This is a genomic window from Nocardia sp. NPDC046473, from assembly GCF_040645995.1.
GTDB lineage: Bacteria > Actinomycetota > Actinomycetes > Mycobacteriales > Mycobacteriaceae > Nocardia.
Window position 1 is genome coordinate 66,323 of the sequence record NZ_JBEYZJ010000007.1, and the last position, 21,437, is coordinate 87,759.

Here is a 21,437-nt window from a genome sequence, read left to right on the forward strand (position 1 = left end):
CCTGCGTGTTACACGTCGCCATGAGGCTCACCACCAGCGGAAACCTGCGCGGCGGTCTGTGTTCGCGCTCACCGGGACTGCTCACCGACGGTCACCGACAGCGTCTGTAGCGACCGCAGGAAGGCCCGCCGATCCGCCGCGGGCAGCTGCGAAAGCAGGCGGTTCTCCTGCTCCTGGATATCGGCCTGCACCCGGTCGCGCAGGGTGCGCCCGGCCTGGGTGATCGACACCAGGTTGACCCGCCGATCCGCCGGATCCGGTGTGCGCTCGATCAGCCCGCCCTGTTGCAGTTCGTCGAGCACCCCGATGATCCGGGTCTTGTCGGCATTGATCGACTTGGCCAGCGCCGCCTGCGTATAGACGGGTTCCTTGCCGAGCCCGAGCAGCACGGAATATCCCCACATCGACAGCGCATGCCGTTCGAGCACGGGCAGTTCCGCCGCGATGAGCTCCCGGATCAGCGGGGCCATCATCGCGGCGAGGTCGGGACGGGGAGCTTCGGACATGGCTAGAAAATACCGCTCGACAGATGATAAGCGCATGCATACGATATGCTCGTACTTATCATTATGAACCGAGTGGAGAGAAGCCGACGATGGCGACCGAACCGAATATCAGCGCTGAACTGCGCACCCTCGACACCTTGCAGCGCACCATCGACCTCGTCGCGTTGGACGCGCAGGCAGTGCGGGCGAGCATCGGCCTGGTCGAGCAGTTGACCAGCGCGGACCTGAGCAAGCCGACGCCCTGCGCCGGCTGGACGCTGCACGGGCTGCTGACGCACATGATCGCCCAGCACTACGGATTCGCGGCGGCGGCCCGTGGGGACAGCGACCCCGTCCTGTGGAAACTGCGCCCGCTCGGCGCGGATCCGGTGGCGAGCTATCGAGCCGCGGCTGAGCACGTCATCGAGGCGTTCGCCGAGCCCGGCGTGCTCGACCGGACGTTTTCGCTGGCCGAGTTCAGCGCCGGCTACGAGTTCTCCGGTGCGCAGGCGGTGAGCTTCCACTTCATCGACTACGTCGTCCATTCCTGGGACGTGGCAAAGACTTTGGGGCTGACCGTGCACTTCGACGCGGAACTGGTCGAGGCAGCGTTCCCGGTGGCGCAGGCGGTTCCCGGTGGTGACATCCGACTCGCTCCCGGCGCCGCGTTCGGCCCGGAGGTCCAGTGGTCCACCGAGGACCGGCTCGACCAGATCATCGCGATGCTCGGCCGGTCACCGGAGTGGCCGCGCTGAGCTAGCCGATTCCGCCGAGCAATTCGCCTGCGCGGCGGAGCAATTCGTCGTGCTCGGCCGGCTCGGCCTGGATCGGACGCCAGAAGTCCGCGTCGGGTGTCGCTTCCAGAGCGAGTTCCGGCGGGGTGCGCCAGTCCGCCGTCAGGCCGAGCCGCCACGAATGCAGGTAGGTCCGCTCGTGCGCGCCCGACTTGTCGAAGAGCGGATCACCGACGATCGGGTGGCCGATCCAGGCCAGCTGCACTCGAATCTGGTGGCGCCGCCCGGTGATCGGGCGCAGCGCGAGCACCGCGTGCTCGTCGCGGCGCAGTACCGTCACGAAGTCGGTGCGCGACGGATAGTTCTTGGTATCGAGCAGATCGGCGTCCTCGACGAACCAGCGATCCGCCGCGCGCCGAATGCTCTCCCGCGGCGCCGCGATCCGAACACGGTTCTTGCGCCCGACGCTCAGCGGCAAGTCGATCGCGCCGGCGTCGGGTAGCTCGCCCGACGCGACGATGGCGAGATACGCCTTCTTCGCGGTCTGCTTGTTGAACTGTCTCGTCAATTGCCCATGCGCGCCGAGCTCCTTGGCGAGCAACACCAGCCCGGAGGTCACCTTGTCGATCCGGTGCACCGGGTAGAGCGTCTCGCCCGCGGCGGCCGCCAACTCGACGAGATCGGTGTCGTGCCGCTCCCCGGTGACCGAGATCCCGGCGGGCTTGTGCAACGCCAGGATCGCGTCGTCCTCTTCGACGAGGAATCGCGCGCGCAGCTCGGACCAGTCCATTTCCACTGGCATGAGCCTAGATCGCGGTAGTGGCGAGGCCGGAACGCGGTGGCCTCAGTTGTTCTTCTCGTTGCGGCGCAGGATGTGCGGGCGCAGGCGATTGAAACCGCGGACGCGGACGCTGCGCAGGTTCTTGATGATGAACTCGGGGTCGCCGTCGAGCGCGAGGGCGGCCTCGTCATCGACGAGCACCGTGCCGGGCCGGGCGACGCCGGTGAGGCGGGACGCGATGTTCACGACCGAGCCGTACAGGTCGCCGAACCGCTGCAGCACCTCGCCGTACGCGATGGCGACGCGCAGTTCGGGTGTGCCGCCGACCATCATCGTCGACTCCTGGATGGCCAGCGCGATGCGGGCCGCGTTGGCGGCGCTGTTCGCCGCGAACATCACCTCGTCGCCGACGTTCTTGACCACCCAGCCGCCGTTCTCGGTGATCGCGGCGGTGGTGGTGGATTCGAACGACTCCAGCAGCAGCGAGAGCTCGTCGGGGTGCAGGTGTCTGGTCAGCCGGGTGTAGCCGACCATGTCCGCGAAGCCGACCGCCAGCTCGCGGATGGTCTCGCCGGCCGAGGTGCCCGGATCGAGGGACCGGGACAGCGCGGCGGCGAGGTGCCGCCGCCAGGCGTAGGTGTTGAGCTGTTCGAGCGTCGCGATGGTGCCCTCGGTGGCGGTGCGAATGGTTTCCTCCGGATCGGCGGCCGGATCGGCCGCGGCGATGCGTTCGCCGATCTCGGCCAGCACCAGGTCGACCTGCCACTCCGCCAGCCGGGCCATGCCCTGGCCGAGCGTGCGCGCCGTCGCGGCCTGCTGCCTGGCATCGGCGGAGGAGAGGATGTTCAGGTCCCGGAAATTCCGCAGCGCCGAGATATCGGCCTCGGTGTAGTCGATGGCGTCGTCGTCCAGCCCCGCCGGAAAGCCGAGCGCCGTCCACAGCCGCTTGGTCAGCGCCGTGGTCGTCCCCGCCTGCTCGGCCACATCGGTGCGGCTGTACTGCCGGTTCCCGTCCAGCAGATACGACTCGACGATCGACTGCACCAGCTCGGACTTCTCGGTGGGCACCATGCCCGTACCTTACGACGACCACCCGCTGTCCGCCGTGAACACCGCCACCATTGGGCGACCGCACCGGGAGCGGCTCACTCCGGCTCGGCGGATTCGCTGCGATAGGCCGCAAGGGAATCCCAGGACCAGGTCAGCGTGCCTGCGGCCAGGTCGTCGACAACGCCGTCGACCCAGCGTAATTCGGCCGCGGTGACGGCGCGCAGGTATTCGTCTTCGAGCATCACCACCCGCGGCAGGCTCATGGCTGCCGCCTGCTCGGCATCGGCGGCCATCTCGGCCAGCTGTTCGCGCAAAGTCTTTGCCCGCCGGGCCAATTCGGTGCGGGCGCCGTCCGGGCCGAGCAGCATCAGGAACGACAGCGCGGCCGGGAAGTCGGGGTACTCGTTGCGTGGCACCGCGATCATCTCGGCCAGCCAGGTGGTGCAGGCGGCACGGCCCGCGTCGGTGATCTCGTAGACGGTGCGCTCCGGGTACTGCTGATCGCGTCCGGTCTCGCGGACCGCGACCAGCCCGGCCTCCTGCAGCCTGCCGATCGTCTTGTAGAGCGCGGCGCGCTGGGACACGTTGACGACCTTGTCCTTGCCCCACTCCTTGATCCGGCGCTGGATGGCGTACGGGTGCATCGGCTCGAGATTCAGGATGCCGAGCACGACCATCGCCAAGGGGGAGCGCTTGAACTGCGCCGATGCCGTCATATGACCCATTCTAATGGTCGCCGGATAACTAGGGTTCGAGAAACTAGTTGCCAAGAAACTAGTTCTCATGTCACTATTGATTCAGCAGGAGGAACCGCCCCGAAAGGACCCCCGACATGACCACCAAGACCCAGATCCACGTCGATCACGGCACCACCAAGCGCCTCGGCGACTGGACCGACGCCACCGCCTTCGACGTCACCGTCCGTTACGGCAGCGCCGTCATCGACCTGCGCTCGCCGCAACTGGCCGGCGACGGCGATCTCGAGGTGCACGCCAAGCTCGACCACGCCATGGTCAAGCTGCTCGTCCCCGACGACGCGGTCATCGACCAGTCGGCACTGCACTGGACCGGCCGCGGTCGCGTGAAGGACTTCGCCCGCCCGCAGCACGCCGCAGGCCGCGTAATCCGGCTCACCGGCACCAGCACGACCAGCGAATTCCGCGTCCACCGCGGCGGCATCGCGGTGCTGTCCGCGATGTTCTCCCGCGAGTTCTTCGAGGACGCCCGGCGCGCCAACCGCGAGGGCCGCACGCCGACCCTCGCCGACCCGGCCAACGCCCCGCGTTGATCGAAAACGCAAGAATGCCCCGGACTTTCGAGTCCGGGGCATTCTTGATTTCGGTGTCGCTCAATAGCGTGATCAGACGGCGACCGGCGCGCGGCTCGGATCCAGTTTGCCGTTGGCGCGCAACGTAATCGGAGGTACCCCGCTCGGCACCTCGCGCGCTCCCTCGGCGGACACCAGCTCGACCGCGAGCAGGCCGCCGATGACTGTGCCGCCGGCGCCGAGCACCTCGAACGGCGCGATCACATCCAGCGGGTCGAATCCATCGAACAGCACGAACTGAGCGAGCATCGAAATCTCCTTCTACCTCGGTGATTACGACGCTAGGTGTCAGGCCGACGGTCGAGAAGTAGCTCGATCGTCAGCTTCCAACGGATTCTCGCCAGATCGGTTGTGGCCGAACCGGTTACTTGACGCGGGCTAGGAAAGCGTCGATGGCGGACCACATCTGCGGGTTGAGCTGGGTGTGCGTGCCGGTGCCCGTGACGGTTTGGAAGTCGACGCCGTTGGCGGCGAACTGGGCCGCCAGGGTCGCGTGCAGCGGCGACGGGACCGTCGTATCGGTGGCGTTGAGCAGCAACAGGATCGGGGCGTCGTAGCCGGCGGCAGGCACGGTCAGGTAGGACTCGTACGCGGTGCGAACACGGCTGTCGGACAACGGTTTCGACAGCAGCTCGCCGATGCCCATGCCCTCCACTCGCGCTTCGATCTCCGGCTTGCACATGGTGGCGATCTCATCGAGCAACTCGTGCCCCACCGGGCTCAGGTACTGGTTGAAGTCGATGTCGGTTCGCGTGGCCCGCAGGCCGGCGAAGATGGTCGATATGAAGCCGAGCGTTTCCGCCGTGCCCGGCACCGTCGGGATCGCGGGTCCCGCGATGGGCAGTGCCTTTTCGACGTCCGACGCCGGGTCGATCGCGACCGTGCCGCGGTAATCGAGGTCAGGCGCGTAGCTCGACTGCAGGTAGCCGGTGCCGAGTGCCGCGTGCCCGCCCTGCGAGGGGCCGAGCGCGGCCCAGGTGCGCGACAGTTCGGGATGCGCGGAACGCGCGGCGCGCAGCAGGTCGATGGTCGCGGTCGCCTCGGTCTTCAGCTCGAGGTACGGGTGCGGCCCGGTATCGAACAGGCCGAGACCCAGATAGTCCGGCGCGACCACCGCGAAGCCCTGCTCGATCAGGTGCTGCATGATGCCGTCTTCTTCGGTATGCCAATGCGAGTTCGGTGCCGTGCTCGGATCGGATTCGCCGCCACACCCGCGGCCGAGTCCGGTTGTGCCGTGGTCGAACGCGATGACCGGCCACCCGCCGGGCGGCGGCGTGCCATTCGGAATGAACAACGCCCCGCTGGCCTGCCGCGGCGAGCCATCCGACCCGGCCATCCAGTAGGTGATCACCGACCCGTTCGGCATCGGCCGCCAGCCATCGGCCTGTGGCGTCGCGGAGATCAGCATCCCTGGAGTTTCCGCGACCGCCGGAGCTGCCTGCAACCCGAGCATGACGCTTGCCGAGACCGTGGCCACTGCCACAGAACTCTTCCAACCACGATTTACGCGCATCGAAGACTTCTCCTTGATGCTGGACGGTCGTCCAGTTGAAGAGCAGCTTAGGGCGGGTTGTGTAGCTACCACATCTAGCAGTGGCGAATTGTAAGCAAACCCACGTTACCCCGCGCTGCCGCAGATAAGAGGAAGGCGGGCGAGTAACTCCGCGCGGCTACTGAGGCACGTCCAGCTCGATCGCGGCGGCGCGGAGTGCTTCGGCGGTCCTGGCCGCCGCCTCGCTGAGCGGGGACGGCAGCCGGGCGAGCACGAGTCGCCGATGTTCCTGCGGGCCGCCGCGGACCGGGAGGACGCGCACGCCGGGCAGTGCGGCGGGCGCGAGCACGGCCGGGATGGTCGTCAATCCGCAACCGGCGGCGACCAATTGGAGTTTGGCGAGCCAGTCGCGGGCGGTGTGCGCGATCTCGGGGCGTTCGTCCAGGCCGGGCCAGACGCCCATCAATCGGTCGTCGCTGGTGTTCGGTCCGGCGATCCATTGCTGGCCGTGCAGGTCGGCGACGTCGATGTAGTCGCCGCGCGCGAGCGGGTGCGTTGCGGGCACGGCCACGCACAGACTGCGCTCGGTGAGGGTGCGCAGGATCAGTGCGGGCGACTCGGTGTCCGGCGGCCGGAACGGCGGCTCGGAGCCGATCAGCGCCAGGTCGATGCTGCCCGCGCGCAGTGCGCGGACCAGCGCGGGCGTGCTGCCTTCCCGGCTTTGGACATGGATGCCGGGATGGCTCTGCCGCAGCGCCGTGATGGCCTTCGGCAGCAGGGCGGCCCCCGCGCTGGGAAACCAGCCCACCCGTACCGTCGCGGCCTGAGCGGGCAATCCCGACAACTCGCGGGCGGTCGCGTCGATCTGATCGAGCACGGCGGTGGCCCGCCGCAGCACGAGATGCCCTGCCGCCGTGAGCTTTACGCCCTCGCGATGCCGCTCCAGCAGTTCCGCGCCCGCCACCCGTTCGATCGAGGCGATCTGCCGCGATACCGCGGACTGCGTGTAGCCGAGCGTGCCCGCCGCCGCGGTGAAGGTGCCTTGCTCGGCAACGGTGCGGAAGACGCGCAGCGCGGTCAGCGAGACATCGGTGAAGTCCATGAGTAGTACGCATACCATGTGTTCCTGAATCTCGTTGGACTCATGGATGTCCAGTGCCTAATTTGGAGTCATGAACAACGCACGCATTGCCCTGGTGACCGGAGCTAATCAAGGTCTGGGCCGGGCACTCGCCGAGGGCCTCGCCGCCCGAATGAACCCTACGGATCTGGTGCTGCTGACCGGACGTAACCCACAGCGGGTCGCGGACGCCGCGGCCGAGATCGCCGCAGCGCCCGACACACGCAGCCAAGTGCAGGGCCGAGTCCTCGACGTCGCCGATACCGAAAGCATCACCGCACTCGCCGCCGAACTGCGGGAAAGCCACGGCGGGGTGGACATCGTCGTCTCCAACGCCACCACCCGGGTCCTGCCGGATCAGTCCCAGTCCGCGCTGGCGGACGAGTACATCGACGTCGCCAACACCGCGACCCACACGATCCTGCGCTCCTTCGCCCCGATCCTGCGCCCCGGTGGCCGGCTGCTCGTCGTCGCCAGCTCGCTCGGCACCCTCGGCCACCTGCCCGAGCAGCTGCGGCCACTGTTCGACAACGCCACCCTCGACCAGGTCGAATACGCTGTCGAATCCTGGCGCAGCGCAATCCATTCGAAGACGGCCGAAGAGGCGGGCTGGCCCCGCTGGCTGAACACTCCCTCGAAGGTCGCCCAGGTCGCCGCCGTCCGCGCGGTAGCCGCCGAGCGTCGCGCCGAGGACCTGGCGACCGGCACGTTGATCGCCTCGATCTGCCCCGGCATGGTCGACACCGCGACCTCCCGTCCGTGGTTCAGCGACTTCAGCGACGCCCAGACGCCCGCCCAAGCCGCCCGCGCCGTAGTCGATCTGGCGCTGACACCGGGCGTCGACCCGGATCAGTACGGCGAACTGATCCAGTTCGGCAAGGTCGTGCCCTGGCATTCCGGCACGCCACTGGACGAGCAAGCGCTGCAGCTCATTCCGTGAGTCAGGCGATACCGAAGTCCTTGACCTTCCGATAGCGGGTGGCCCGCGACATGCCGAGTGTCGCGGCCGCCTCGAGATCCAGGCTCGTTCGGCCCGCCAACATCTACTGACCGTCCGACAATGGGGGTTCGTCACGATCGCCGCCCGGCGCCAGCGGGAGTCGGGCTGTGTCGCGGCAGCCCGACCCACCGCAGCAGGAGCGCCATGATCTTCATCGTCGTCAAGTTCAAGACCAAGCCCGAATGGGCGGACAAGTGGCTCGATTTCGTCGGCCCGTTCACCACCGCCACCCGCGCGGAGGAGGGCAACCTGTGGTTCGACTGGTCGCGCAGCGTCGATGATCCGGCCGAATTCGTTCTGGTAGAAGCGTTTCGCGACGCGGCGGCCGGAGGCGCGCACGTCGGCAGCGACCATTTCAAGGCCGCAATGGCGGATTTGCCGCAGGCGCTCGCGGCCACGCCGAAGATCATCAGCCAAACCATAGACGCGAGCGGCTGGTCCGAGATGGGGGAGATGACGGTCGAGTAAGCAGCCTATTCGGGCAGGCTGACGGCCGCGACGAGATGGGTCGAGTGTGCCCGGCGGGCGAGGTCGAGTGCCTGCTGCCGGTGCTCATCGGCGGTGTCTCGGCCGAGGGCGGTGGCGAGTTGGGCGAGGTAGTAGGCGACCGGCTCGAGGGTGATCAGGCCACTGCCTGCTCCGGCGAGTTCGGTTGCGGCGGGGAGTAATTGGTCGTAGCAGTGGCGCATTGCCGGTTCGTCGCCGAGGGCGAGGGCGGCGCGGGCGAGCAGGCAGGTGCGTAGTTCGAGCAGCAGGTCTCGTGGGGTGTCGGGGACGGCCTGCAGGGCTGTGGCTGCTTCTTCGCGAAGTCCGTTGTCCAAGAGGATGATCGGACGGACCCATGGTTCGTATGGCCCCCATCCGGTTGGCGCGTCTTCGGCCGGCATTCCGTGTTGCAGGCGCAGACAGAGCAGGGCGAAGGGGAGCAGACCCTGTTCGACTCCGGGCATCCCGCTGCCGGTGAGCAGTTTCGCGGCGGCGCGATACGCGGTTTCCGCGTCGTGGTGGCTGCCGGTGAGGGCGGTGCGCAGGGCGGCGTACCAGTGGGTGAATACGCCGACCATCGGTAGTTCGTAGTCGGCGGCCAGTTGGTCCGCGGCGGCTGCGTGGGCGGCTGCCGAGGTGAGATCCGCTGTTGCGCAGTCTGATTGGATTCGAATGAGGTGACCTAGGACTTCGAAGGCAACCAGTCGATATTGTCCGGCGAGTGCGATGAGTTCGTCGCCGATGCGGGCGCGCTCCGCACTCAGCCCGGTGCGCTGGAACGTGTGCATGAATCGGCCGTTGAGGGCGAAGGCCAGCAGGGCGGGATCATCGAGCTTCCTGGCAATCGCCTCGGCTTCCTCCGCCGCGTGGAGGCCGCGGCCGTCGGCTGCGCCGCGTAGTTCGAGGGCAATCGTTGTGCACAACCTGGCGTGCAGTTCGGGGTGTTCGGCGGGTAGGGCGGCGCGGGTGTGTTCGGCGGCGGTGACGACGTGGTTTGCCAGGTCTGGATCGTCGTTGGTGGTCCACACGGCGGGGACATCGAAGGCGCTGATCACGCGGGCGGCGCGTACTGGGTCGGCCCATTGTTCGGCCTGTGTGATGGCCAGCCCGCGGTAGTGGCGGGCCTCGGCGAGGCCGCCCGTGACCGCCAACGTCCTGGAGAGTCCGATGGTCGCGTCGAGTTGTGCGGGGAGGTCGGGTTCGGGCATTCGGTCGAAGGCGTCGAGTGTTGCGCGCCACTGCCGTACCGCCTCGGTGAGGGCGAATGCTCGTTCGGCCTCGAGTGCCGCGGCACCGGCGTACCGGGCGGCGCTTGCCGCCGTGGCGCGGCTCTGCGCCCGGACGAAATGATGTGCCAGCACGGAGGTGTCTGTGGTGCTGATCTTTTCGAGAAGTGCGCCGATCTCGCCGTGCCACTGGGCGCGGCGTGGGCCGCTGATGTCCCGGTACACGGTGTCGCGAACCAGGGCATGGGTGAAACGGAGCGACCCACCGGGAATCTCGGTGAACAGCCCCGCTGCCTGCGCGATTTCGAGGCTGTCCAATGTGCGGTTCTGGTCGCCCGTGAGCTCGATGAGGATCTCGCGATCGATGTCTTCGCCGAGCACGGCGGCCTGCTGGATCAGGGTCTGCGCGGACGACGGCAGCATGGCCGTGCGATGCCGGATGACCTCACGGACGCCTGGGGGAATGGTGTCCAGCGCCGCCGTGCCTTCATCGCGGAGCAGCCGGGCCAGCTCGCGAACGAAGAATGGATTGCCGTTGCTACGCCGGTGAATTCGCGCACTATCCGTGTCGGCGGTATCGGGTCCGGCGATCTCGCGCACCAGTGCGATGGCGTCGGCTTCGGATAGGCCGCTCAGGTACACGCGAACCGGTTCAAAGGGTGCGACCTTGCCCAGCGCGGCGGTGAGTTCGGTGCTGATCTCGGTGCTGCGGTACGTCGCCAGTATGAGCACCGGGCCTGCTACGCCTGTGGTGATGAGAGCAGCGAGGAGATCGAGGGTTTCCGCACCGGCGTTGTGGATATCGTCGAAAACCATTAGTACGGGGGTGCTTTGGGATACCGAGGCCAGATATTCGGCAGCGGCGCGATGAAACAGGAACCGTGCCTCGGCCGGATCTGCGGCCACGACCTCGGCGGGGCCGCGCGCATCCGCTGGCGGTGCTGCTCCTGCAGCGGTGAGTGCCGCGAGAATCCTGGTCCACGCCCAGCCCGGCGGGACGCCGATGTCCGCTGGACTTTCGCCACGCGCAGTGATCCAGCCACTGGCGGCGAGCGAGGACGAAATCTCTTCGGCGAGCGCACTTTTCCCGGCACCGGCCTCGCCTGCCAGCAAAGCCAGACGCCCGCGATTGTGCTGGGCAGAGTCGTTCGCGGCGTGCTGTATCGCAGTAAATTCCAGTCGTCGCCCGACGAAATCCCGTCCGGACGGCGAAGTTCGGGCGGTGGGGAGCAGGTGTGGCGGGTGCGCGTCGATGTCTGCCTCCACACTTCGTCGCCCGGCGAAGCCCTGTCCAGGCGGCGAAGTTCGAGCTGCGGGGAGCAGGTGCGGTGCGTGCGCGAGGATGTCTGCCTCCACACGCTGGAGGTCAGGACCGGGGTCGGCGCCCAACTCGATGCGCAAAAGGTGACGGATGCGGCGCAGCGCTGCCAGGGCGTCGCTCTGCCTGCCCGATCGGTATAGGGCGACGGCGAGCAACTGCCACGCGTGTTCACGCAAAGGATGTTCGGAGAGTAGGGAATTCAGTGCAGGCACGGCGTCGGCGGCCCGCGCGAGGTCGATCAACGCGGCGGCGCGATGCTCGACGGCCAGCAGGCGCAGTCCGTCGAGCCGATCGACTTCCGCACGCGCCCAACCCTGTTCGGCGAACTCCGCATACACCGGGCCTTGCCACAGCGCCGATGCCGCATCGATCGTCGTCAATGCTCGCTCGAACTTCTCGGCCGCAAGCAATTCGGCGGTATCGAGCACGGCGGCCTCGAACCGGTCCGCGTCTACCGACCCCTGCTCGGTGCGCAGCGCATACCCGGTTGCGACCGTCACCAGCACCTCAGCCGGGGTGCGCGGCGCACGATCGGGTTCGAGCACCCGCCGCAAATCGGCGACGAATGTTTGAATCGCTCCCACCGCGCCTCGCGGCGGCCGCTCCCACAGGTCATCGATCAGCTGATCCACCGAGACCATCCGCCCCCGCGCGACGAGCAGTCGCGCAAGCACCGCCCGATGCCGCGGCCCCTTCAAGGAAAGTGCTTCCCCGCCGCGCTCGGCGCTGATGGGTCCGAGGACGCCGAACCGCAGCTGCGTCACGCGCCCACCGCCGCACTCAGTCGCTGCTGACCAGTTGCTGAGCGCACGCGCAAAGACTGTCCGGCGTCACCCACGAACACCGAAAGGACACCTCATGACACCGAAGATTACCGGATTCACCTACCAGCGGATCCCCGTCGCCGACCAGGTAGAACTCAACGTCGCAGTCGGCGGCACCGGCACCCCCATCGTCCTCCTGCACGGCTTCCCCCAGACCCACCTGATGTGGCGTCACGTCGCCGCCGACCTGGCCGCCGACCACACCGTCATCTGCCCCGACCTGCGCGGCTACGGCGACAGCGACAAGCCCGCCGAGTCCGACGGCAGCGTCTACTCGAAGCGCACCATGGCCGCCGACATCATCGCTGCCGCCCACGCCCTCGGCCACGACCGATTCGCACTGGCCGGCCATGACCGTGGCGCCCTCGTCGCCATCCGAGCCGCCCTCGACCACCCCGACACCATCACCCACCTGGCCTCCCTGGACGTTCTCCCCACCCTCGACATGTGGGACGTCATGCACGGCGTCACGGCGGCCGTCGGCTTCCACCTTTACCTGATGGCACAGCCCCCCGACCTCCCCGAACAAATGATCGCGGCTACGTCAGACGCCTTCTTCGGCCACTTCCTCGACATCTGGACCCGCGACCCCGCCGCCATCCCACCCGAGATCCGCACCGCCTACCTCCGCGCCAGCGCCGCCGCCGTCCCCAGCATCGTCGCCGACTACCGAGCCTCCGCAGGCATCGACCTAGACCACGACCGAACCGACCGCACCGCAGGCAACCACCTCCGCATGCCGGTCTCAGTCCTCCAACAGGATTGGGGCGCAGCACTAGGCTTCGACGCCGAATCCCTGTGGCGCGCCTGGGCTCCCGACCTGAAACACACCACTGTCAGCTGCGGCCACTTCATGGCCGAAGAATCCCCGGCCACAGTCACCCAAGCTGTACGCGAGCTCCTGACCCGCTGAAGCGCTGTACACCCGCACTGTTAGCGCAGTGCGGGCGGCAGCCTGGCCAGATCGCTGCACGCACCCGAATTGCTACCGGCGCAACACTTTCCTTGGCCCCACCGCCACAGACCTGAAGCCCCTTCTTCAGGTCGATCACAACAGGCGATGATTCATATATCGATCTTCAGACACTCTCTTGGCAAGTGATCGTTATATGAATCTTTTCGGTGTATACGTGTTATGATCGATATATGGATCATGCTAGGGCTGTCACCCCGGCCGAGTTCGGCCAAGCAGTGCGCCGCGCTCGGGAGCAGCGAGGCCTACAGCAAGCAGATCTTGCGGAGCGGCTCGGTGTCACGAGGATGACTGTGTCGCGGTTGGAAAGGGGAGGCGCGGTCAGTATGGAGACCGCCATTCGTGCGCTGTCCGAGTGCGGCTACGAAACCGTTGTAGTACCCAAGTTCAGCCGGGTCACGGTCGAGGGGCGGTAGCTCGATGGCCCGCAACAAGGTCCCCGGTTTGGACGTGTGGTTGTACGGACATCGCGTCGCCCGCCTCACCGAGCCCAGCACCTACCGATACAAGCTCGAGTTCACCGACGAGGCGCTGGATGTGTTCGGTCAGGGAGCGCGGGTGCTGTCGCTTGCGCTACCTTTCGATACCAAGGCGGTCGCTGACGCAAAGGGGATGGGTGGTCGACCTGTGGCCGCGTTCCTGGAAGGACTCCTCCCCGAAGGGAATCTCCGCCGCCATCTCGCCACGAGTCTCGGGGTTACCTCCATCGACAAGCTGGAGCTCCTGCGAGCAGTGGGCGCCGAATGCGCGGGTGCGGTGCAGTTCGTCCCCGAAGGCGAAGTGCCGTCCACTGGGGCGATCAGGGAGCTCGCCGATGACGAAGTGAACCGGCTCGTTGCTGATCTCCCCACTTACCACCTCCCCGACGGGGCCGTTCCACAAGCGTCGCTTGCGGGAATTCAGGACAAGGTGCTGTTGGTTGCGCTACCGGACGGATCCTGGGGATGGCCCGAAGGCGGCGCGGTGTCATCACACATCATCAAACCTGAGCCGTTGGGTGGCGCGACCGTGCCGCATCTCATTCAGGCCGAACATTGGGCGATGTCGGTAGCCGGCGCTGCGGGCCTTAGTGCCGCACAAACCACTGTCGAATCCTTCGACGGACGTAGCGCTCTCGTCGTCGCCCGCTATGACCGGACCCGAGACGGGGACAGGCTGCACCAGGAAGATTTCTGTCAGTCGCTCGGTCTGGACCCCGCCGCAAAGTATGAAAGTACAGCCGAGTCCGAACAGCTCGGATCCAGGCTACGCCGCCTCGCGTCCGTGGCGGCCGACCGTGCGATGGATCCTCAGGCGTTCCGTGTCGACCTGCTGTCGGCGGTGACCTTCAACGTCATCATGGGCAATGGTGACGCGCATTCGAAGAACTATTCACTGCTACTCGGCCGTCGCGGCGAAGTGTCACTGGCGCCGATATATGACTCCGCACCGGTCATGTACCTGGATCCTAGATTCAAAGGCACAGGCCACATCATCAACGGTCGCACCAACATCGACTCTGTCGACGAAGCCGACCTTGTGGCCGAAGCCCGCTCGTGGGGGCTGGCGCCGCGAATCGCGCAAGGCACGGTCCGCTCCGTCATGGCGAACATTTGGGACGCTGCGCACTCGATCCCCCTGCCGCCCGGTACCGAGTCGGTCTCGAACAGGCTCGAAGCGCTCTGGGCTCGGCGCCAGTGGACCGTGCCATGACCCCGAAAGCGCCATCCAAATCGCCTTGGACCTGGGGCAATTCGTTCCCCGCCTTGTGCCCTCGGCAGGATTCGAACCTGCGACACCCGCTTTAGGAGAGCGGTGCTCTATCCCCTGAGCTACGAGGGCTGGCCCGGTGGAGACCGGGACGTCGGGGAGTCTACCGGGTCGAGGCGCTGAGGCCGAAACGGATTCGTTGGTCAGGGTTTCTTGGTGCCTACGGCGATGATGTAGTCGGCCCAGGGGCCCCAGAGGGTGAGGCCGGGGCGGCTGAAGGCCAGGCGGAGGGCGGGGTTTACTCGGCGCATGTCTTGGTCGCGGAGGCGTTTGGTGAGGTAGGTGGCGAGGGGGGCGTAGACCTCGCGGCGGATGGAGTAGGTGGTGACGTTGCTGAAGCCGGCGTCGGTGAGGGCCTGGCGGTAGTGGTGGATGTCGAAGAAGTCGCGTTCGCGCAGGGTGCCGGGGAGGCGGCGGACGCCGGGGCGGTCGGACAGGCGGACGATGGCCTTGGCGGCGCGGTTGGTGCGCGGGACGATGTCCGCGGTGACGAGTTTGCCGCCGGGCTGTAGTACTCGATAGGCCTCGGCGAAAAACTTTGTGTACGAAGGGAAATGGAAGGCGGATTCGAGGGCGGTCACCTTGGTGCAGGATTCGTTCTCGCGCGGCAGGTCGATCGCGGAGCCGTATTCGTAGCGGATGCGGTGGTCGAGGCCGAGTTCGGCGGCGCGTCTGCTGGCGATCTCGATCTGTTCGACGGCGATGTTCATGCCGATGATCTGCTTGGGCTTGAATTCCTCGGCCCACAGGAAGTCCTGGTCACCGTAGCCGAAGCCGACGTCGAGTTGGATGTCGTCGGGGCCGAGTTCGGCCTCGCGGGCCACCAGCCGGGCCAGGTCCTTGCTCGCCTCGTCGAGGGTGGCCGGATTGTCGCGCCAGTAGCCGAGATTGATGAACAGCGAGTCCTCGCCGAAGAGGTTCTGCGGGCCGACTACGTCGTAGACCCGGCCGACTCGCTCGTTGGGCGGCAGGAACGGCACCTTCGACCACTCGTAGCATTCCGTGGCCCAACGGCGCGATCGAGTGCGCAGGTCCTCGACCGGAATATCGGCTGTGGTCAGCGTCATGAGCCCTCCCAGCATTGCTCTCGACCGGTTGCCGCCGGCCAATCCGGATTCGAGATGCTGACAGTCTCAGACAGTTTCGACCCGACGTCAAGAGCCGCTGGTCAGCCAGCGGACCGCGCGGTCGAAGGCGGAGTCGCGCTGCTGGCCGAATTCCTCGTCGGTGAAGACCGGCTCGGTGAACTCGGGTGGGACGCCCGCGCCGTCGAAGGTCCGTCCGTCGGAGGTCAGGAATTCCTCGTTCGGCACACCGAACCACCAGTCCGCGTGCGCGGCGCCGGGCAGCTTGCGCTCCATCACATCGGAGAAGACGCCCTGGGTCGGTTGGCCGATTCTTGTTGTGCGCGAAGGGCGTTCCAGCATTGCCTGGGTAAAGGTCTCGCCGGCGCTGACCGTGGAGCCGCCGGTCAGTATCGCGATGGGGCCCGCGAAACCGGCACGGGCAGGGGTGACCCGCTGCGGCTGAGGGTCGGTGGTGCGAGTCTTCTTGGCGTAGGCGAAATATGGCCGGTCGGTGAGGCGGGCGGCCAGTTCCAGGCCGAGACTGTCTGAGCCGCCGCCGTTGATGCGTAGGTCGAGGATCAGTCCGCGCAGCCGGGAGAGCCGGTCCGCAGTGAATATCGCGTCGAGGGCGCGGTCGAGTTCGGCGCTGTCGGCGGCGAAGGTCCGGTCGGTGGTGTAGCCGCTGAACGAGGAGACCCGGAGGTAGCCGTAGTCCTGTCCGGGCAGGTCCGCGTAGCCGATGCGGCCGTTGGCGTATTCGGTGAGCGGGTGCCGCAGGTCGCGACGTTGGACGAACTCTTTGACCTGCTGGTCGAGTTGCGGGCTCGGGATGGCAGTGCCCGGCCTGCCTACACCGAAGAATCCGGTGTCACCCGCCGACACGACAACGTGTGCGTCGTTCAGCGGTGCGATCATGTCCCGCAATACCGCGAAGAGTTCGGCGTCGTCGCCGCGCTGCTCGGCAAGGTTGGCGCGATCCCGGAAGCGGTCCCGAACCTGTTGCCAGTCAATGCCTTTCGCCGCGAAGAACGGATAGTTCTCCTGGAACGTCTGCCAGAAGACGTCGAAGGCGGCGGGCTCGGTAGTGCCGGTGCATGTTGTCGGCAAGGCCGGAAGTCGCCGGAGGGTGCGGTCGCCCGGCGATCCGTCGATGTGCAGCGTGGCCCGATCCTGGTCAGCGGGCCGCAGGGTGAGCACGTCCTTGCCCTGCGTGACGTACCTGCCCGGGTTTCCGGAGCGGGCGGCAGTCTCGTCCTTCAGGCAGCTGAGCGCGGTGAGCTGGTAGGTCTCCAGAGTGTCGCCGTGCACGGACAGTGCACTGCCGTAGTCGTCCACCTGCCAGAACCCGGTCGGAAAATCGGCTGCCGCGTTCCCGCATGCCGTGGTGATCGTGCCGACGCCTACCAATGCGGCGGCAACAACTGCGGTTCTCCTGCGCTGCATGATCATTCGTCCACCGTCCGGCACGGCAGGGTGCCACGGCAACCGTGCAGCCAGGCGGGTCGAGGGTGTGGCTAGCCGTACGGCGAACTAGACCCGCTCAGAAACTGCCGCCATCGAACCCGCCACCGCCATCGAACCCGCCGCTGTCGAACCCGCCGCCGTCCCAACCGCCACCGTCGAATCCGCCTGCGTCACTGCCGGAGTCGTATCCGGAGGTATCACCGGAGCCGCCGACGTCCCCGCTCGCGTCGTACCCGCTGTCACTGCCCCCGGCAGCCAACCCGTCCTGATATCCGTCCCCATACCCGCTCTCGAACCCTTGCGCGTCGTACCCGACTCCGGACATCCCGGAGAACAGCGACGAAAACAGCAGCGCTGAACCAAGACCCCAGGCCCCACCGATCAACGCGGGCTTCCACCACGGCTCGGAGTACCACCCCGCGGGCACCGGGCGCCCCGCGACCCGTCCGCCGGGGTAGTAGTTCGGCGTCGCGGCGGACGGATCCGGCGAGGCCGTGATCTCCCGGCCGTCGTGCTCGACGACTCGGTTCTCGGTGACCTTGCCCGCCGCGTTCTGCCCGTCCAGAGCGGGAACGTCGGGTCCGGGATCCATGCCCATCGCACTGCGGGCGGCCCGAATGTAATAGAGCCCTTCCAGCGCGGTCTGCTTCGCCAACCGCGCCTGCGCGGGCGTGCGCGCCTGATCGAGCTGCGATCCGGCGGCGAGCTGCCGCTCGGACGCGTCGACCAGGGCCTGCTTGGCCGCCTCGTTCGAGCCGGTGAGGTTGTAGATCTGCCCGCCGAGCCGCTCGTTGACCTGGCGGGCGTCGGCCAAGGCGTCGGCGAGCTCGTTGGCCGTGCGCTGCTTGCTCTGCCGGGATTGCACCACGATGAGGGCGCCCACCGCCACGATCACCACGACGATCAGTAGCCACAACACCGTGCGTACCTCTTCCATTGCCGGGTCCGGAACAATGTCCAGTTTACTGGGCACTTGCTGAGATCCAGCTGAAAACAGACGGCGCGGTACGAAAGCTAGTGCGCTGCGGCCAGTGGCCGTTCGGCCTGCGTCTCGTCGTAGTCGGCCAGGTCGAAAGCCTTTGTCTTCCAGCGATAGAGCACGGTCGCGCCCGGCCAGTTGTTGGTGATGCGGCCCGCCGCGTTGCGATACCAGCTGGAACAGAAGTTCCACGGCGTGTCTTTCAGCCGCCGCTGCAGCCAGTCGTCCCACTGCTGTTCGGCGTTCGCGCGGGCGGCGAGGTAGCGGCCCGGCCGGTCGGTGAGGTACTGCACCACCTGCCGGATGTAGCGCGCCTGCGATTCCAGCATGTAGATGATCGAACCGGAGCCGACATTGGTGTTCGGGCCGTACATCATGAACAGGTTCGGGAAGTTCGGCACGGACAAGCCCAGGAAGGCGCGCGCCCCCTCGTCGCCCCAGACGTCGGCCAACTTGCGGCCGCCTACGCCGTAGATATTCATCGGCGCGAGGAACTCGGTGCCCTTGAACCCGGTGCCGTAGACGATGACGTCGACCTCGTGCTCGACGCCGTCGGCGGTGCGGATGCCGGTGGGCGTGATCGCCTCGATCGCGGTGGTCTCCACCGTGACGTTCGGTTGGGCCAAGGCCGGAAAGTACTCGTTGGAGAACAGGCCGCGTTTGCAACCGGCCGCGTAGTCGGGAGTCAGCTTGTCGCGCAGTTCGGCGTCGGGGACCTGCTTGACTCGATGCCGGTCGGCCAGCGCGATCACCGGCGTCTTCATCGCCGGAATGTCGGTCAGCGCCAGCGCGAGCACCTCGAACAGCGACCAGATCGCGAACCGTTCGGCCAGCCGGGTCGGCGGCAGGTACTTGAACACCGCCTTGTGGGCAGTGCTGTATTCGGTATCGAACTTCGGCAGCACCCAGGCCGCCGAGCGCTGGAACAGCGTGAGGTGCGCGGCCTCGGGCTGAATGCGCGGAATGTATTGGATCGCACTGGCTCCGGTGCCGATGCAGGCGACGCGCTTGCCGGTGAGGTCGACCGTGTGATCCCACTCGGCGGAGTGGAACGCGGGGCCGGCGAAGGTGTCGATGCCGGGGATGTTCGGCATGGCAGGGCGCGACAGCTGCCCCACCGCGGGCACCAGCACGTCCGCGGTCAGCCGCGCACCGTCGGTCGTGCTGACCGTCCATCGCCCGGTCTGCTCGTCGAACTCGGCGTCGGTCACCTCGGTGCCGAACCGGATGAACCGCGCGAGATCGTGCTTCTCGGCGACACCGCGCATGTACGCGTGGATGTCACGCTGCTCCGAAAACCGCCGTGGCCAATCGGATTTGGGTTCGAACGACCAGGAGTACAGCGGCGATGGCACGTCGCACGCGGCACCGGGATAGGTATTCTCCCGCCATACGCCGCCCAGATCGGCGGCGCGTTCCAGGATGGTGAACGAGTCGAGCCCGGCCCGCCGCAGCTCGAGCGCCACGCCGAGCCCGGCGAACCCCGCTCCGATGATGATGATGGACGGCGTTGTCATGATCCGAGCCTAAATGCCGAACCCGCAGGTCCGAAGAGATCCGCGGTCAAGGAATCGGCATTTTCGGCCACAAGGCGACGGTCAGTTCCCCGCGAGCTGGCGGGCGATCACGAGCCGCTGGATCTGGTTGGTGCCCTCGAAGATCTGCATGACCTTGGCCTCGCGCATGTAGCGCTCGACCGGGAAGTCCTGGGTGTAGCCATAGCCGCCGAGGACCTGGACGGCGTCGGTGGTGACCTTCATGGCGGCATCGGTGGCGATGAGCTTCGCGACGCTGGCCTGGCGCGAGTAGGGGAGTCCGGCGTCGCGGCGGCGGGCCGCGTCGAGGTAGGTGGCACGGGCCGAATCGACGGCGGCGGCCATGTCGGCAAGCACGAAGCCGAGGCCCTGGTGATCGATGATGTGGCGGCCGAACGCTTCCCGTTCCTTGGCGTAGGCGACCGCGTCGTCGAGCGCGCGCTGCGCCAAACCTGTTGCGACGGCGGCGATGCCGAGGCGGCCGGAGTCGAGGGCGCTGAAGGCGATCGAAAGTCCTTGACCCTCTTCGCCGATCAGTCGTTCGGTGGGCAGGAACGCGTCGTCGTAGGCGGCGGTGGTGGTCGGCACGGCGCGCAAGCCCATCTTCTCCTCGGGCTTGCCGAAGCTCAAGCCCTCGGTGTCGCGCGGCACCAGGAAGCACGAAATGCCCCGTGAGCCTTCGCCGGTCCGCGCGAACAGCGTGTAGAAATCGGCGCGGCCACCGTTGGTGATCCACGCCTTCGCGCCGTTGATCCGGTATCCGCCTTCGACTTTCGTCGCCTTGCACCGCAACGCGGCCGCATCGGAACCCGCGTGCGGCTCGGAAAGGCTGTAGGCGCCGACGGTTTCGCCGGACAGCATGTCGGCGAGCCAGCGCTGCTGCTGCTCGTCGGTGCCGAAGGTGAACAGCGGATGGCAGGACAGACTGTGCACGCTGACCGCCACCGCGACCGCCGCCCAGCGGGCCGCGAGTTCCTCCAGCACCTGCAGGTACACCTCGTAGGGCTGGGCGCCGCCGCCGAATTCCTCGGGATACGGCAGGCTCAGCAGGCCGGCCGCGCCGAGGGCGGGAAAGACGCCGTCGGGGAAGGTCCCGGTCTTCTCGCACTCGACCACCCGCGGCTCGAGCACCTTGTCGGCGATATCGCGGGTCAGCTCGAGCAGGTCCCGAGCCTCGGACGTCGGCAGCATTCGATCCACTGGCATACCCCTACGCTAGCGAGCGGACCCCCGCTCTGGGCGCCGGACCGCTACCGACCGGGCGGGCAAGTCGGGTGACGGTTGTGACCGATCGCTCATGGCGCGTGGAACCTACTGTGCCCGTTCGCATCCGGCGGGCGGTACATTCGATACGATCCCCGCTGGAAGGAATTCGAAGGTGCGCGGTATCCCTCGCAGTCGCCTGACGATCGTCGTGCTCGCACTGGTGGCGCCGAGCATGCCGTTCCTGCTGGCCGAACCGGCATCGGCGCGGCGCGTCGGTCGTCACGGCGATGCGGGGGGCGGCCGGTGGCCGGGTTCTTCTTGCCGGACTTGGCCGATCAGACCAGCCTGTATCCGATCGGGCGCGCGAATCCGGCACACCGGCTCGGCGCACCGCGCCAGGCTCGCGGTTGAGTAGCCTGTCGGTAAATCCGACATAGACGACCGGTCGGCCTTCTATAGGCGTGCAAATGTAATTGCATTTCGCGGGCGCGAGCCTTGCTGCGGCGTGGGTGAATTCGCGCTGGTCACGCCGGTAGCCGCCAGTTGTCCGGCAGCGGTCGGATGCCGGGTTTTGTCTCATTCGGATGTTGTTCGGCAGGTTAGCTGGCGCAGTAGCGC

General features: G+C 67.2%; 19 protein-coding genes, 1 tRNA gene and 1 pseudogene. 7 read left to right on the top strand and 14 right to left on the bottom strand.

Annotated elements, in window-relative coordinates; translation table 11 throughout:
* Positions 1 to 68: 68 nt before the first annotated feature.
* Complete coding sequence (locus tag ABZ942_RS25325; protein WP_357386035.1) at positions 69 to 506, bottom strand: MarR family transcriptional regulator; 438 nt, start codon at positions 504 to 506, stop codon at positions 69 to 71.
* Between the two features lie 89 nt (positions 507 to 595).
* Here ABZ942_RS25325 and ABZ942_RS25330 point away from each other — a divergent pair, with 89 nt between their 5' ends.
* On the top strand, positions 596 to 1,240 hold the full coding sequence (locus tag ABZ942_RS25330; protein WP_357386037.1) for a TIGR03086 family metal-binding protein: 645 nt from the start codon (positions 596 to 598) through the stop codon (positions 1,238 to 1,240).
* Between the two features lies 1 nt (position 1,241).
* Here the strand turns inward: ABZ942_RS25330 and ABZ942_RS25335 are convergent, their stop codons facing one another.
* The 3 genes from ABZ942_RS25335 to ABZ942_RS25345 form a co-directional block, all read right to left on the bottom strand.
* Positions 1,242 to 2,009 (bottom strand): RNA pseudouridine synthase, encoded by a 768-nt coding sequence (locus ABZ942_RS25335; protein WP_357386812.1) that lies wholly within the window; start codon positions 2,007 to 2,009, stop codon positions 1,242 to 1,244.
* Between the two features lie 54 nt (positions 2,010 to 2,063).
* Positions 2,064 to 3,071 (bottom strand): adenylate/guanylate cyclase domain-containing protein, encoded by a 1,008-nt coding sequence (locus ABZ942_RS25340; RefSeq protein ID WP_357386039.1) that lies wholly within the window; start codon positions 3,069 to 3,071, stop codon positions 2,064 to 2,066.
* Between the two features lie 74 nt (positions 3,072 to 3,145).
* Positions 3,146 to 3,766 carry a PadR family transcriptional regulator gene (locus ABZ942_RS25345; RefSeq protein WP_357386041.1) on the bottom strand — a complete coding sequence of 207 codons (621 nt, stop codon included), beginning with the start codon at positions 3,764 to 3,766 and terminating at the stop codon, positions 3,146 to 3,148.
* Positions 3,767 to 3,882: 116 nt separating this feature from the next.
* Here ABZ942_RS25345 and ABZ942_RS25350 point away from each other — a divergent pair, with 116 nt between their 5' ends.
* Positions 3,883 to 4,338, top strand: a complete 456-nt coding sequence (locus tag ABZ942_RS25350; RefSeq protein WP_357386043.1) for a hypothetical protein — start codon at positions 3,883 to 3,885, stop codon at positions 4,336 to 4,338.
* Between the two features lie 114 nt (positions 4,339 to 4,452).
* Here ABZ942_RS25350 and ABZ942_RS25355 read toward each other — a convergent pair.
* The 3 genes and pseudogenes from ABZ942_RS25355 to ABZ942_RS25365 form a co-directional block, all read right to left on the bottom strand.
* A pseudogene (locus tag ABZ942_RS25355) lies at positions 4,453 to 4,626 on the bottom strand (DJ-1/PfpI family protein); the annotation flags it as partial.
* A 115-nt stretch (positions 4,627 to 4,741) separates the two neighbouring features.
* The gene (locus ABZ942_RS25360) at positions 4,742 to 5,860 is read right to left on the bottom strand and encodes a lipase family protein (protein WP_357386045.1); all 1,119 of its coding nucleotides are present in this window, start codon (positions 5,858 to 5,860) and stop codon (positions 4,742 to 4,744) included.
* A 187-nt stretch (positions 5,861 to 6,047) separates the two neighbouring features.
* The gene (locus ABZ942_RS25365) at positions 6,048 to 6,971 is read right to left on the bottom strand and encodes a LysR family transcriptional regulator (protein ID WP_357386047.1); all 924 of its coding nucleotides are present in this window, start codon (positions 6,969 to 6,971) and stop codon (positions 6,048 to 6,050) included.
* Positions 6,972 to 7,041: 70 nt separating this feature from the next.
* Between ABZ942_RS25365 and ABZ942_RS25370 the strand changes: the two genes are divergently transcribed.
* Positions 7,042 to 7,929, top strand: a complete 888-nt coding sequence (locus tag ABZ942_RS25370) for an SDR family NAD(P)-dependent oxidoreductase (protein ID WP_357386049.1) — start codon at positions 7,042 to 7,044, stop codon at positions 7,927 to 7,929.
* A 204-nt stretch (positions 7,930 to 8,133) separates the two neighbouring features.
* The gene (locus tag ABZ942_RS25375) at positions 8,134 to 8,457 is read left to right on the top strand and encodes a putative quinol monooxygenase (RefSeq protein ID WP_357386051.1); all 324 of its coding nucleotides are present in this window, start codon (positions 8,134 to 8,136) and stop codon (positions 8,455 to 8,457) included.
* Between the two features lie 5 nt (positions 8,458 to 8,462).
* Here the strand turns inward: ABZ942_RS25375 and ABZ942_RS25380 are convergent, their stop codons facing one another.
* Positions 8,463 to 11,786 carry a BTAD domain-containing putative transcriptional regulator gene (locus ABZ942_RS25380; protein ID WP_357386053.1) on the bottom strand — a complete coding sequence of 1,108 codons (3,324 nt, stop codon included), beginning with the start codon at positions 11,784 to 11,786 and terminating at the stop codon, positions 8,463 to 8,465.
* Positions 11,787 to 11,880: 94 nt separating this feature from the next.
* On the opposite strand from ABZ942_RS25380, the gene ABZ942_RS25385 reads away from it, so the two are divergent.
* The 3 genes from ABZ942_RS25385 to ABZ942_RS25395 all read left to right on the top strand — a co-directional run bounded on the left by ABZ942_RS25385 (position 11,881) and on the right by ABZ942_RS25395 (position 14,511).
* A complete protein-coding gene (locus ABZ942_RS25385; RefSeq protein ID WP_357386055.1) occupies positions 11,881 to 12,759 on the top strand; it encodes an alpha/beta hydrolase in 879 nt (292 codons plus the stop codon).
* A gap of 233 nt (positions 12,760 to 12,992) precedes the next feature.
* Complete coding sequence (locus tag ABZ942_RS25390) at positions 12,993 to 13,235, top strand: helix-turn-helix transcriptional regulator (protein ID WP_357386057.1); 243 nt, start codon at positions 12,993 to 12,995, stop codon at positions 13,233 to 13,235.
* Positions 13,236 to 13,239: 4 nt separating this feature from the next.
* Entirely contained in the window at positions 13,240 to 14,511 is a 1,272-nt protein-coding gene (locus ABZ942_RS25395; protein WP_357386059.1) for a HipA domain-containing protein, read from the top strand.
* A gap of 56 nt (positions 14,512 to 14,567) precedes the next feature.
* Here ABZ942_RS25395 and ABZ942_RS25400 read toward each other — a convergent pair.
* From ABZ942_RS25400 to ABZ942_RS25425, 6 genes are all read right to left on the bottom strand, one after another.
* Positions 14,568 to 14,640 (bottom strand) — tRNA-Arg (locus tag ABZ942_RS25400).
* A gap of 71 nt (positions 14,641 to 14,711) precedes the next feature.
* A complete protein-coding gene (locus ABZ942_RS25405; protein ID WP_357386061.1) occupies positions 14,712 to 15,635 on the bottom strand; it encodes a class I SAM-dependent methyltransferase in 924 nt (307 codons plus the stop codon).
* 87 nt (positions 15,636 to 15,722) lie between these two features.
* Complete coding sequence (locus ABZ942_RS25410) at positions 15,723 to 17,084, bottom strand: S41 family peptidase (RefSeq protein WP_357386063.1); 1,362 nt, start codon at positions 17,082 to 17,084, stop codon at positions 15,723 to 15,725.
* A 91-nt stretch (positions 17,085 to 17,175) separates the two neighbouring features.
* Positions 17,176 to 18,015, bottom strand: a complete 840-nt coding sequence (locus tag ABZ942_RS25415; RefSeq protein WP_357386814.1) for a DUF1542 domain-containing protein — start codon at positions 18,013 to 18,015, stop codon at positions 17,176 to 17,178.
* Between the two features lie 98 nt (positions 18,016 to 18,113).
* A complete protein-coding gene (locus ABZ942_RS25420) occupies positions 18,114 to 19,595 on the bottom strand; it encodes an NAD(P)/FAD-dependent oxidoreductase (protein ID WP_357386065.1) in 1,482 nt (493 codons plus the stop codon).
* Between the two features lie 81 nt (positions 19,596 to 19,676).
* Positions 19,677 to 20,819, bottom strand: a complete 1,143-nt coding sequence (locus ABZ942_RS25425) for an acyl-CoA dehydrogenase family protein (protein ID WP_357386067.1) — start codon at positions 20,817 to 20,819, stop codon at positions 19,677 to 19,679.
* Positions 20,820 to 21,437: the final 618 nt, after the last annotated feature.